Consider the following 13,183-nt stretch of genomic DNA (forward strand, 5'->3'; position numbering starts at 1 on the left):
GGGATCCTTCACCTCTTTCACGCCAAAATGCGATGATCCTAGAATTTTTACAAGGATACCCTGTTGGGTGCTTGCCGGGCACCGGCGGGCTTCAACGAAGCGCCCCACCGGGCTGGCTGGTGGGGCAGCGGGGTGGGGCGGGTCTCAGGCCGAGAGGCCGTCGGCCTTGACGTGCTCCGGGCGGAAGGTGCGGCCGCGCAGCCGCTCGTGGTTCGGGGCGTTGTCGATCAGCACCTGGAGGGTCTCGCGGGCGCGGTCGCGCATCTCCAGGCCCAGGTAACCCTCCACCATCACCGCCAGGGCGTCATGGGTGGCCGCGGACTGCGGGTAGTTCTCGATCACCCAGCGGCCGCGCTCCACGGCGGCCAGGTAGGCCCCCTTGCGCAGGTAGAAGTCGGCCACGTGCAGCTCGTGGCGGGCCAGCACATTGCGCAGGTAGACGATGCGCTGCCGGGCGTCCGGGGCGTACTGGCTGTCCGGGTAGCGCTGGATCAGCTCGCGGAAGTCGGCATAGGCATCGCGGGTGGCGCCAAGGTCGCGCTTGGCGATGTTGATTAGCCGCAGCCGCTCGAGGCTGAAGCGCCCCGCCTGCCAGGCGGCCAGGCCGCGCATGTAGTAGGCGTAGTCCACCTGGGGGTGGTCCGGGTGCAGGCGGATGAAGCGGCTGGCGGCGGCGCGGGCGCCTTCCCAGTCGTCGGTCTCGTGGTAGGCGTAGATCAGTTCCAGTTGGGCCTGCTCGGCATGCTCGCCGAAGGGGAAGCGGGTATCGATGGCCTCGAGCCGGTTGATGGCGGTGGTGTAACGGCCATCCTCCAGGGCCTCGCGACCCTCCTCGTAGAGCTGGCGCTCGGCGACGCCGGCGAGTTCGTCTTCCTCTTCGGAACCGTTGCTGGCGCAGCCGGCCAGCAGGATGCCGGCCAGCAGCAGGGACGCCAGGCGGGCGGGGGAGGTGATAACGCGCATCGTGATCCTCGTGTCTAACAACCCGGGTGGCCGTGATAGAATCGGCCGATATCCGCCCACTATAAAGCACCTTGCGGCGAAACGCAGTCATCGCTCCCGGTGCGCAGAGAGCCCTGTCCCGACCCATGTCCCAGACCCTCGAAGCCCAGCATCGCGTTCCTGAACGCATGGCGGGCCTGCGCCTCGACCAGGCCGCCGCCGAACTCTTCGCCGACTTCTCCCGCGAGCGGCTCAAGGCCTGGATCAAGAGCGGGGCCCTGACCCTGGATGGCCAGCCGGCCAAGCCCAAGGACAAGGTCTACGGTGGCGAGGCGCTGGCCCTGGCCGCCGAGCTCGAGGACGACACCCGCTTCGAGCCCGAGGACATCCCGCTGACGGTGGTCTACGAGGATGCCGAGGTGCTGGTGATCGACAAGCCGCCGGGCCTGGTGGTGCATCCCGCCGCCGGCAATCCCGACGGCACCCTGCTCAATGCCCTGCTGCACCACGACCCGCAGCTGGCGACCATTCCCCGCGCGGGCATCGTGCACCGCCTGGACAAGGACACCAGCGGGCTGATGGTGGTGGCCAGGACGCTGGCCGCCCAGACCGCGCTGGTCGAGCAGCTCCAGGCGCGCACGGTCTCGCGGGAGTACGATGCCGTGGTGGTCGGGGTGATGACCGCCGGCGGCACCGTGGACGCCCCCATCGGTCGCCACCCGCGCGACCGCAAGCGTCAGGCGGTGAATGCCTCGGGCAAGCCGGCGGTGACCCACTACCGGGTGGTGGAGCGCTTCCGCGCCCATACCCATGCGCGCTGCCGGCTCGAGACCGGCCGCACCCACCAGATCCGCGTGCACATGGCCCATGCGCGCTATCCGCTGATCGGCGACCCGGTCTATGGTGGGCGCCTCAAGCTGCCGGCCGGCGCCGGCGAGACCCTCAAGGAGATCCTGCGCGAGTTCCCGCGTCAGGCGCTGCATGCCCGCAAGCTGGCCTTCGTGCACCCGGCCAGCGGCGAGCGGATGGCCTTCCGCGCGCCGCTGCCGGATGACCTGCTGATGCTGCTCGACTACCTGCGCGAAGACCGCGAGACCATGCGCTAAGGACCCCGTGATGAGCGATACCTTCGACCTGCGCCCGACTCCGATCCTGCCCGACTGGCCGGCACCGGAGAACGTGGGGGCCTTCGTCACCACCCGCGAGACCGGCCCCAGCCAGGGCCCCTTCGCCGCCTTCAATCCGGCCGAGAACCTGGGCGACAACCCGGACCACGTCACGCTTTGCCGCCGCCAGCTGAAGAAGGAGGTGGGCGACGGCCGCCCGCTGCTGTGGCTCGACCAGGTGCACGGTGCCCGGGTGCAGCAGGAGTACTCTAACGCCCGGCCCCAGGCGGACGCCGCCGTGGCCATGAATCGCGACTACGCCTGCGTGGTGCTCACCGCCGACTGCCTGCCGGTGTTCCTCTGCGACCGCCGCGGCGAGCGGGTGGCGGTGGCCCATGCCGGCTGGCGCGGGCTGGCCGGCGGCGTGATCGAGGCCACCGTGGGGGCGATGGGCCTGCCGCCGGAGGAGCTGATGGCCTGGCTGGGCCCGGCGATCTCCAACGCCCAGTTCGAGGTCGGCCCCGAGGTGCAGCAGGCCTTCGTCGGCGTGCACCCGGAGGCCGAGGCGGCCTTCGATCCCAGCCCCTACCGGCTCGGCCACTACATGGCCGACCTCTACAAGCTGGCCCGCCTGCGCCTCGAGCGCCTGGGCATCTCCCATATCAGCGGCGGCCACTTCTGCACCGCCTGCGAGCCCCGCTTCTACTCCTACCGCCGCGACGACGGTGTCACCGGCCGCATGGCCAGCGTGATCTGGTTGAGATAGCGCCGAGCTGCAAGCGCCAAGGCCCCCCTTGGCTTGCTCCCTGCGCTGTTGCGCTATCCTGGCTTGGCCGCTTGGCCGCTTGGCCGCTTGGCCGCTTGGCCGCTTGGCCGCTTGGCCGCTTGGCCGCTTGGCCGCTTGGCCGCTTGGCCGCTTGGCCGCTTGGCCGCTTGGCCGCTTGGCCGCGTCGACTCCTTGATGCATATCAATCCCCTGCGCCCTTTCCCTGGCCGCCGACTTGAAAGCCGGCCACGCTGACTCCATTGATACCGTCAAGACACATTGACAGGGCCAAACGGTGCGTCCGACCGCGCCGTCACCCCGATGGAGGAAAGCGAATGCGATTCGACAAGTTCACCGCTAAGCTGCAGAACGCCGTGGCGGATGCCCAGTCGCTGGCCGTGGGCCGCGGCCATAACCAACTGGAGCCCGGCCACCTGCTGCTGGCGCTGCTGGAGGCCACCGATACCGGCGTCAAGGCGTTGATCCAGAAGGCCGGCGGCGATGCCGCCCGGCTGCGCGATGGCCTGGTGGGCCACCTCGACGACCTGCCCAAGGTCGCCAACTTCGATGGCGAGGTACAGCCCTCCCGCGACCTGATCAAGCTGTTCAACCTCACCGACCGCGAGGCTCAGAAGCGCGGCGACCAGTACATCGCAAGCGAGCTGGTGCTTCTGGCCGCGCTGGAGATGGGCCATGCGGTGACCAAGCTGCTGACCCAGGCGGGGGTGACCCGCAAGGCGCTGGAGACCGCCGTCGACAGCGTGCGCGGTGGCGAGAAGGTCGACGACCCCAACGCCGAGGACCAGCGCGAGGCGCTGGAGAAGTACACCCTGGACCTTAACGAGCGGGCGGCCAGCGGCAAGATCGACCCGGTGATCGGCCGCGACGACGAGATCCGCCGTACGATCCAGGTGCTGCAGCGGCGCACCAAGAACAACCCGGTGCTGATCGGCGAGCCCGGCGTGGGCAAGACCGCCATCGTCGAGGGCCTGGCCCAGCGCATCGTCGACGGCGAGGTGCCGGAAGGGCTCAAGGAGAAGCGCGTGCTGTCGTTGGACATGGGCGCGCTGCTGGCCGGGGCCAAGTTCCGCGGCGAGTTCGAGGAGCGCCTCAAGTCGGTGCTCAAGGAGCTGTCGCAGGAAGAGGGCCGGGTGATCCTGTTCATCGACGAGCTGCACACCATGGTCGGCGCCGGCAAGGCCGAGGGCTCCATGGATGCCGGCAACATGTTGAAGCCGGCGCTGGCGCGTGGCGAGCTGCACTGCGTGGGCGCCACCACCCTCGACGAGTACCGCAAGTACATCGAGAAGGACGCCGCCCTCGAGCGCCGCTTCCAGAAGGTGCTGGTGGATGAGCCCTCCGAGGAGGACACCGTGGCGATCCTGCGCGGCCTCAAGGAGCGCTACGAGGTGCACCACGGCGTCGACATCACCGACGGCGCGATCATCGCCGCGGCCAAGCTCTCGACCCGCTACATCACCGACCGCCAGCTGCCCGACAAGGCGATCGACCTGATCGACGAGGCTTCCTCGCGCATCCGCATGGAGCTCGACTCCAAGCCCGAGGAGATGGACCGCCTCGACCGCCGGCTGATCCAGCTGAAGATGGAGCGTGAGCACCTCAAGAAGGAGACCGACGAGGCCTCGAAGAAGCGTCTCGAGGGCCTGCAGGAACAGATCGATGAGCTCGAGCGCGAGTACGCCGACCTCGACGAGATCTGGAAGGCCGAGAAGGCCAGCATCCAGGGCGCGGCCCAGTTCAAGGATGCCCTCGACAAGGCCCGCATCGACCTGGAGCAGGCGCGTCGCCAGGGCGACCTGGCGCGGATGTCGGAGATCCAGTACGGGGTGATTCCCGACCTGGAGAAGAAGATCGCCGAGGCCGGCGAGGCCGAGGCCGACACCTCCAAGCACCAGCTGCTGCGCTCCAACGTCACCGAGGAGGAGATCGCCGAGGTGGTCTCGCGCTGGACCGGCATCCCGGTGGCCAAGATGCTTGAGGGCGAGCGCGACAAGCTGCTGCGCATGGAGGAGGCGCTGCACGAGCGGGTGATCGGCCAGGACGAGGCGGTGACCGCGGTGGCCAACGCCGTGCGCCGCTCGCGGGCTGGGCTGGCCGACCCCAACCGGCCCAACGGCTCCTTCCTGTTCCTCGGCCCGACCGGGGTGGGCAAGACGGAGCTCTGCAAGTCGCTGGCCAACTTCCTCTTCGACACCGAGGAGGCGATGGTGCGCATCGACATGTCGGAGTTCATGGAGAAGCACTCCGTGGCGCGGCTGATCGGTGCCCCTCCCGGCTATGTCGGCTACGAGGAGGGCGGCTATCTGACCGAGGCGGTGCGCCGCAAGCCCTACTCGGTGCTGCTGCTCGACGAGGTGGAGAAGGCCCACGCCGATGTCTTCAACATCCTGCTGCAGGTGCTGGAGGACGGCCGCCTCACCGACGGCCAGGGCCGCACCGTGGACTTCCGCAACACCGTGATCGTGATGACCTCCAACATGGGCTCGGACATCATCCAGCGCATGGGCGGCGACGACGCGGACTACGCCCAGATGAAGGAGATGGTGATGGCGGTGGTCGGCGACCACTTCCGCCCGGAGCTGATCAACCGCATCGACGAGGTGGTGGTCTTCCACGCCTTGCAGCAGGCGCAGATCCAGGCCATCGCCGAGATCCAGCTCGACCGCCTGCGCGCGCGGCTCGCCGAGCACGAGCTGCGCCTCGAGGTCAGTGAGGCGGCGCTGGCCCTGCTGGCCGAGGCGGGCTTCGATCCGGTGTTCGGCGCCCGGCCGCTCAAGCGGGCGATCCAGGCGCGCATCGAGAACCCGCTGGCCCAGGACCTGCTGGCCGGGAAGTTCTCGCCGGGCGACGTCATCCAGGTGGAGGCGGAAGGCGACAAGCTGGTGTTCCAGAGCTGAGGCCGCACACCATAAACCCGCGTCACACAGCGCCACAAAGCGTTACCTTGCCGCCCGGGCGACCGGGCGGCAGCGCGCTACACTGAGATTCAGGTTGCGTCCTGTAACCCCCTTGCCCGTCCCTCCCCGCGAGTGGACGGGCTCTTTTTAGTTGTTCGCCACAAGATGGCTCAATCATCGGGAAGCCTCGGGCATCGCCGGGCTCACCGGTGTGGTGGTCATGCGCTGACCACGCCGTTGCGGCCCTGTGACTTGGCTTGATAGCTCGCCGCATCGGCGCGGTTCACCACGTCATCGATGGCCTGGTCCGCACGCTGGAAGCCGCTGACCCCGATGCTGGCCGTGACCCGCCACGTTCTGCCGTGCCCTTCCTGGCCAAGGTCTGTGATCCGCGCCCGCAGCGACTCGGCGATATGCATGGCTCTGGATAGCTCGCATCCCGGCAGCAGCATGGCGAACTCATCGCCCCTCTGGCGGGCGGCATGGTCACTGCTGCGCGTCTCCGCGCCCATCGCGGCGGCTACCTGCTGAAGCATGCTGTCGCCGAGGGCATGTCCACCCTCGTCGTTGATGCGCTTGAAGTGGTCCAGATCGAACAGCAGTACGGCCGAAGGGGTGCCGACCTTCTGCCACTCGGTGAAGGCCTCCTCCAGCCGGCGCTCGAAGCCGCGGCGGTTGAGCAGGCCAGTCAGCGGGTCATGCTCCGCTTCCCAGCGGCGCAGGGCATCCTCGTGCTGGCGCTGGGTGATGTCGCGCACGGCCCCCACCAGACCGATGAACTCGCCGTCCACGCTGATCGCATTGGTGTGTACGTCCAGCCAGATCAACTCGCCGGTCTCGGCGTAATAGCGGAACTGGCGATCGAAGTCCTGATGCTGGCGCAGGCTCGCCAGCCAGGCCTCAATGACCGGGTCGCGATCCTCCTCGTGAATGTGCCGGGCCCAGGCGGCAAGCCGGATCGGCGGCGTGATGCCCAGCAACCGTTTCAGTGCCTGGTTGACGAAGGTCAATTGACCCAGGGTGTCGGTGACGAACATGCCCTGGGGTGAGGCAGCGAGGATGCCTCTCAGCAAGGCACGGCGCTGCTGCAGGTCTTCCAGCGTTTCCAGCCGTTGCTGTTCCACCTCGTTGAAGACATCGATGACACGGCGTAGCTCCGCCATCCGGGTAGGAATCTCCAGCGAGCGCCTGCGCCCGAGGCTCAGCTCCTTGATCTGCCGAGCCAGCCGCGTCAGCGGTCTCAGGGCCAGCCAGATCAGCGCGCCCATCACCGGCAGCAGCAGGCCCAAGGCCCACCAGGCCTGGCGGGTAATGCGCTCCATCACGTTGCTCAGCGGGGCATAGACCTGGTCGAGAGGCAGGTAGACACCCACCACCCAGTCGGCGGGCCAGATCTGCCGATAGGCCTTGAGGGCTTCGCCGCCCTGGCGCAGTTCACCTCGCGCCTCGCCCTCCCAGCCCAGGAGGGCGAGCTCTAGGCGGGAATCGCCCTCCGCCTGGGTGATCTCTGGCACGCGATGGCGTTGTTCGGGGTGGTAGAGCAGCTGGCCTGATGTCGTGGCCACCACGACATGGCCGGCATCGCCGAGCCGCAGGCGCTCGAATCCCTCGAACAGCTCGCTGCCGTCGATTTCCACCAGCCCGCCCAGGAAGCCTGCATAGTTGCCTCGTTCGTCGCGACGGGGGGCCAGCATCATGACCATCGGCTGGCCGGAGACCGCACCGATGAAGGGTTCGCTGACATGGGGGCGCTGCACGGCCTGCATGAAACGTGCATAGGCTCGATCGTTGACCTCCCTGCCGACCCGACCCGGCACCCTGGGCCAGTCATCGACGACCTCGTTCTCGGCATTCACCACTACCAGGCCATCGAACAGGGTGAGCAGGGCCTCCTGACTTCCGCTTGCCAAAGCGCCCTGTGAGGCGTCGGGCAGCTTGGCAGCCAGCCGTTCGAGCGCCTCGAGGCGCTGTTCGACCTGGTGAGTAATCGCATTGCGAATGAGATCGGCCTCATAGCGCAGGTGCACCCGGTTGGTTTCCTCGACCAGCAGGGTGCCGGATTGCCAACCGAAGGCCAGCAGCATCAGGGAAAGCAGGAACCATACCCCCGCGACGCCCAGCAGCAGGCGTCCGCGCAGGGAAAAGAAGTGTTGCCGCAGGGCGGCTGTGAGGGGGTTGACGATCTTCAGGCTTACACCATCAGTATTTTTGTAATGCTCGCTGTCAGGGCGATGTCATGCAGTATGCTGATGGGCATAGTGCCAGCCCAGGGAGCGGGCTCCAATCCCTGGCGCCTGGCAGGCGAGCCTTTTCGTTGGCTGGTTGCCTGTAGGCCGGTAGCCACCTGGCTCACCCGAGCCGGTGGTGCGAGGGATTCGCGCCTCCGCTCAACCACTCAGGCCGCCGCGTGGAAGCCCAAGTAGAGAGGCCAGGCTCCTGAGGGCTGCCGTAAATAGTGTGCTCTCAGAGAGAAGCTTGTGAGTCTATGGGCCACCAGGGGCGGTCTTTTCGACTCCCGAGGCTTACGGCGACAAGGCAATGCTGGGGCGCTAAGGTGTGAGAAGACATAGTGCAAAAGTGGCGGACAGGACCCACGGTAACGGAGAACGACATGATGCCCCAGGATTCCGGAGGGAGTGGCCGCCCCGTTCATCAAGACCATGAGTTGCTCAGCTTCCATCTCGACAACCTGCCTTTGGCCGTGATCGAGTGGGATAGCGACTTTCGCATCGCCCGCTGGTCGAGACACGCTGAAATCCTGTTCGGCTGGCCGGCCGAGGTGGTCATCGGGCTGCATCCCTTCGACTTCGATTTTGTTCATCCCGGGGATGCTGAATCCGTCGCCGAGGTCATCCAGCAACTTCTCCTCGGCGCCGAGCGGCAGCATGATTCGACCAATCGCAACCTGACACGGGACGGGACCGTGGTCGAATGCGAATGGTACAACTCCATCCAGTTTGATGTTGAAGGGCGTGTGACCTCGGTGCTGTCGGTGGTGCATGACGTCACCGAACGCAATGCCACGGAACAGCGCAATCGCGAGCTACTAGCCAGAGAGCAGGCCCTCAAGTCACGGTTTCGTGCCATCTTTGAATCCGCTCCGGGCCTATATCTGGTGCTGACCGCCGACGACTACCGGATTGTCGAGGTCAGTGATGCCTATCTGCAGACGACTTATACAGACCGCGATGCCATTATTGGTCGCCAGCTTTTCGACGTCTTCCCGGTAACGCCCGACCAGTCGAATGCGGAGGGTATCGAGGAACTGAGTGCTTCCCTTGAGTGCGTCAAGCGCTATGGCCAACCCGATGTCATGCCCGTCCTTCGCTATCCGATACCCAATCCCAAGACCGGTGACTTCGAAGAGCGCTACTGGAGCCCTATCAATGTTCCAGTCTTCGACGAGTATCGACAGCTGTCACTGATTCTGCACCGCACCGAGGACGTAACTTACTATTTCCACGAAGCGCAGGCCATCGAACCCGCGAACATGGAACTGGTCGCCCGCGCCCGTGAGCTCAAGACCCTTCTCGAACGGTACCGAAGCAATGAAGAGCGCTGGCGCCGCCTCTTCGCCGAGGCCGCGACTGGTATCGCACAGGCCGACACGAAAGGCCGATTCCTGTATGCGAACCGGGCCTTGTGCGACATGTTGGGCTATTCCGAGGAGGCACTGACGTCCACAGACTTTCTCGCCCTCACCCATCCCGAGGACAGACAGGACAACCTAGAAAAACTCGGAGCTCTTCTCGCCGGCGAGAGAAACGGCTTCGTCATCGAGAAACGCATGCTGGACAGTCGGGGCGGTGTCGTCTGGTGCCGGAACAGTGTCTCCGCTCAGCGCGATATGCACGGCACGATCATCAGCCTGGTCGCCGTGATCGAGGACATTACCGTGCAGCGCGAGGCGGAAGCACGCCAGACGTCGCTGTCCCAGCGGCTGACGCGTAGCCTCGAGAACATGAGCGACGCTTTTTTCCTGCTCAATAAGGACTGGCGTTTCTCTTACCTCAATCACCAGGCGGAACGCGTGCTGTCGAGAAACGCCGACGAGCTCCTGGGTCGCAACGTCTGGGAGGAGTTTCCCGAAGCCAGGGAGAGTGAGGCCTGGACTCACTATCATGGCGCCGTCGAATCCGGTGAATCGAAGCACTTCACCTTCTACTATCCGCCGCTGGCAGAATGGTTCGAGGTCAATGCCTATCCTGGCGAGGAGGGGCTGGCGGTCTACTTTCGCACCGTCACCGAGCAGAAACATCTCGAGGCGCAGCTTCAGGAAGCGCATCGCATGGAGGCCATCGGTCATCTGACCGGGGGCATGGCCCACGACTTCAACAACCTGCTGACGGTGGTGCTGGGCAATGCCGATCTGCTCTGCGAGGCGCTGGCTGATGACGCCAGGCTGGCGCCCCTCATCCAGGCCGTCGCCGATAGCGCCCAGCGGGGTGCCGACCTGACCCAGCGCCTCCTCGCCTTCGCCCGTCGCCAGGCGCTGGACCCGCAACCCACCGATATCAATCGCCTGATCCGCGGGCTGACCGAGCTGCTGCGGCGAACTCTGGGAGAGCAGATCGAGCTACGCTTCCATCCGGGGCGCTCTCTCTGGTCGGCCAATATCGATCCCTCCCAGCTCGAGAGCGCGATTCTCAACCTCTCCCTCAACGCTCGGGATGCCATGCCCGATGGCGGGCACCTGACTGTCGAGACCCGTAATGTGTCGCTCTCGGCTGAGTATGCCGACGAGTATCTGGAGCTAGCACCGGGCGACTATGTCTGTATCGCGGTCAGCGATACCGGTACGGGGATCCCGGAGGCCATCCGGGGACGTGTCTTCGAGCCGTTCTTCACCACCAAGGAGAAAGGCAAGGGGACGGGGCTGGGGCTAAGCATGGTCTTCGGTTTCCTCAAGCAGTCCGCCGGGCATGTCAATCTCTACTCAGAGGAGGGCGAGGGCTCCACCATCAAGCTCTATCTGCCGCGCATCCGGAAAACTGCTACGGAACCTGATTCCACGTTGCAGAAAGAGGCGAGCCTGGAGGGTAGCGAGACCCTTCTGGTGGTCGAGGACGATGTCGCGGTGAGGGGGTATGTCGTGGCGCAACTCGAGGCTGCCGGGTATGGTGTGCGACAGGCGGTGGATGGTCCGAGCGCCCTGGCGGTTCTTGCCGATGACAATGCGATCGACCTTCTCTTCACCGATGTCATGATGCCCGGAGGCATGACCGGCAGGGAACTGGCCGTCGTCGCCTGCAGGCTCAGTCCTGGCCTCAAGGTGGTCTATACCTCCGGCTATACGGAAAATGCCATCGTCCACAACGGCCGACTGGACAAAGGCGTCCGATTCCTCGGCAAGCCCTATCGCCCCGTCGCCCTGTTGAGAATGATCAGAGAGACCCTGGATGAAGACTGACTCAGCCGGCAAGGAAAAGCCGCCGCGTCTGCTGATCCTCGATGACGAGGTTATGACAGGCGAGACCATCGCGCGTGTCGCCGATTTCGACGGATTCGATGCACGGCACATCACCTCGCCGGCCATCTTTTTCGAACAAGTGACGACTTGGCAACCGGATATCCTGGCCATCGATCTGATCATGCCGGAAATGGATGGTGTGGAGGTGATGGCCGAATTGGCCAGGCGTGGCTGTCAGCCCCGGCTGATCATCACCAGCGGAGTGGGTAGCCGGGTACTGGATGCTGCCGCACGCTCGGCCAGAGAGCATGGTTTGGACATCGTCGGTGTGATTGCCAAGCCCTTCTCGGCCTCCAGTCTTCGCGAGCTCTTGCACAAGGCCATGGAGAGGGGAGAGGTTACCGCCGAGGACTCGCCAGGCGAACGATATTTGCCCCAGGAAGCCAGCGTCGAGGACCTGAAACAGGCGCTCACGCTGGACCAGATCCATCTGGCCTACCAGCCCAAGGTGCGCTGCCGTACCGGCACCCTCGTGGGCTTCGAGGCACTGGCCCGCTGGCAGCATCCCCAACTGGGATTCATCCCTCCAGACGTCTTCATCCCCCTGGCCGAGACTCATGGCCTGATCGACCGCCTGACCCTGCAGGTGATCGAAAAGGCCCTCGACTGGCTGGCCGAAATCTCCTCGGAGGCCACCGTCAGGCGTGTCGGGCAGCATGTCCTTCAGGACATCCTGCTGTCACTGAACATTTCCGCGCGTTCTTTGGGCAACGTTGCCCTGTTCGATGCCATCCTGCAGCGTTGCCGCGAGCGTGATATCGCCCCTCAGCGCATCGTGCTCGAACTCACCGAGACCGGCGCCATGCAGGATGCCACCACCTCGCTGGCTACCCTGACTCGGTTGCGCCTGCAGGGCTTCCAGCTTTCCATCGACGACTTCGGCACTGGTTATTCCTCGATGGTGCAACTGGTACGCCTGCCCTTCACCGAGATCAAGATCGACAAACGTTTCGTGATGACGGCCAACGACTCGGAGGAGTCGCGTGCGGTCATTCGCTCGGTGGTGGAGCTCGGCCGCAGCCTGGGCCTGAACACCACCGCCGAGGGTGTCGAAGACGGAGAGACGCTGAATTATCTCAACGACCTGCAATGCGATCTGGCTCAGGGCTATCTGATCGCGCGCCCCCTGCCGCCGGATGAGGTCCCCGACTGGTTCATCATCCGCGAGTCACAGCGCGAGGAGCGTCGGCTCGTTGCGCTCTCGGGTCTGGGTCTTCTGGACACGCCCGCCGAGGCGCGCTTCGACCGTCTCACCCGGCTGGCACGCCGGCTATTTGGCGTCTCCACCGTACTAATCAGTCTGATGGATCGTGACCGCCAATGGTTCAAGTCCCGGCAGGGTCTCGATATCACAGAGACCTCGCGCGACATCGCTTTCTGCCACAAGACACTGGAAGGCGACCAGCTGATGGTGGTGTCCGATACCCACGCACACCCGCTTTTCCATGACTACCCAGGCGTGACAGGTACCCCTTTTATCCGCTTCTACGCCGGCCGGCCACTCTACCTGCGCAGCGGTGAGAAGGTCGGCACCCTCTGCCTGGTCGACCCTGCACCTCGGGCCTTCGGGGAAGAGGATGCCAAGCTCCTCGACGACCTGGCCAGCATGGTCGAGAACGAACTCGCGCTCTCCTCTTCGGACGGCTATGACCTCCATACTGGGCTGCTCACCCAAACAAGTTTTCGCGAACAGGCCGAAGCGGTCTGTCAGGTGTGTCGTCGGCTTGGACTACCTATGGCCCTGGTGTCGGCTAGGCTCGAGGAACTCCCCGTCATCAACAAGCGCTTCGGCCGTGACAGTGGCGATCGACAATTGTGGGACCTGGCCCACCTGATGACAGAGGTTGCCGAGGCGTAAGCGTTCGGGCATCACCGCCGGCGCATGGTCAGGCGGTTTTTTGCCAGTTCTGCGGAAGGAGCTCGTGGAGCTGGCTGGCTTTCTGGGTCGGCAACCGTTCCAGCACGTCCTTCAGGTAGGCGT

At 65.3% G+C, this 13,183-nt stretch carries 8 protein-coding genes; 5 read left to right on the forward strand and 3 right to left on the reverse strand.

From position 1 onward, the window contains the following. Positions 1-144: 144 nt before the first annotated feature. Entirely contained in the window at positions 145-963 is an 819-nt protein-coding gene (locus tag M8009_RS17400) for an outer membrane protein assembly factor BamD (RefSeq protein ID WP_250063505.1), read from the reverse strand. 125 nt (positions 964-1,088) lie between these two features. On the opposite strand from M8009_RS17400, the gene rluD reads away from it, so the two are divergent. The 3 genes from rluD to clpB all read left to right on the forward strand — a co-directional run bounded on the left by rluD (position 1,089) and on the right by clpB (position 5,732). Then, positions 1,089-2,048 carry a 23S rRNA pseudouridine(1911/1915/1917) synthase RluD gene (gene rluD, locus M8009_RS17405; protein WP_250063507.1) on the forward strand — a complete coding sequence of 320 codons (960 nt, stop codon included), beginning with the start codon at positions 1,089-1,091 and terminating at the stop codon, positions 2,046-2,048. A 10-nt stretch (positions 2,049-2,058) separates the two neighbouring features. Next, a complete protein-coding gene (gene pgeF / locus M8009_RS17410; protein WP_250063509.1) occupies positions 2,059-2,814 on the forward strand; it encodes a peptidoglycan editing factor PgeF in 756 nt (251 codons plus the stop codon). 335 nt (positions 2,815-3,149) lie between these two features. Continuing rightward, positions 3,150-5,732: an ATP-dependent chaperone ClpB gene (gene clpB / locus M8009_RS17415; RefSeq protein WP_250063511.1), complete on the forward strand. Its 2,583-nt coding sequence runs from the start codon at positions 3,150-3,152 to the stop codon at positions 5,730-5,732. 218 nt (positions 5,733-5,950) lie between these two features. On the opposite strand, the gene M8009_RS17420 is transcribed toward clpB, so the two are convergent. After that, a complete protein-coding gene (locus tag M8009_RS17420) occupies positions 5,951-7,816 on the reverse strand; it encodes a sensor domain-containing diguanylate cyclase (protein ID WP_250063513.1) in 1,866 nt (621 codons plus the stop codon). 527 nt (positions 7,817-8,343) lie between these two features. Here M8009_RS17420 and M8009_RS17425 point away from each other — a divergent pair. Both M8009_RS17425 and M8009_RS17430 read left to right on the forward strand, forming a co-directional pair. Then, on the forward strand, positions 8,344-11,142 hold the full coding sequence (locus M8009_RS17425; RefSeq protein ID WP_250063515.1) for a hybrid sensor histidine kinase/response regulator: 2,799 nt from the start codon (positions 8,344-8,346) through the stop codon (positions 11,140-11,142). After that, positions 11,132-13,060, forward strand: coding sequence for an EAL domain-containing protein (locus M8009_RS17430; protein WP_284047885.1), 1,929 nt, complete (start codon positions 11,132-11,134; stop codon positions 13,058-13,060). Before M8009_RS17425 ends, M8009_RS17430 begins: the two co-directional genes overlap by 11 nt. A gap of 28 nt (positions 13,061-13,088) precedes the next feature. Here M8009_RS17430 and M8009_RS17435 read toward each other — a convergent pair. Next, a partial coding sequence (locus tag M8009_RS17435) for a transposase domain-containing protein (protein WP_250059491.1) occupies positions 13,089-13,183 on the reverse strand: 95 nt, incomplete at its 5' end.

Source organism: Halomonas gemina, assembly GCF_023554995.1.
GTDB lineage: Bacteria > Pseudomonadota > Gammaproteobacteria > Pseudomonadales > Halomonadaceae > Halomonas > Halomonas gemina.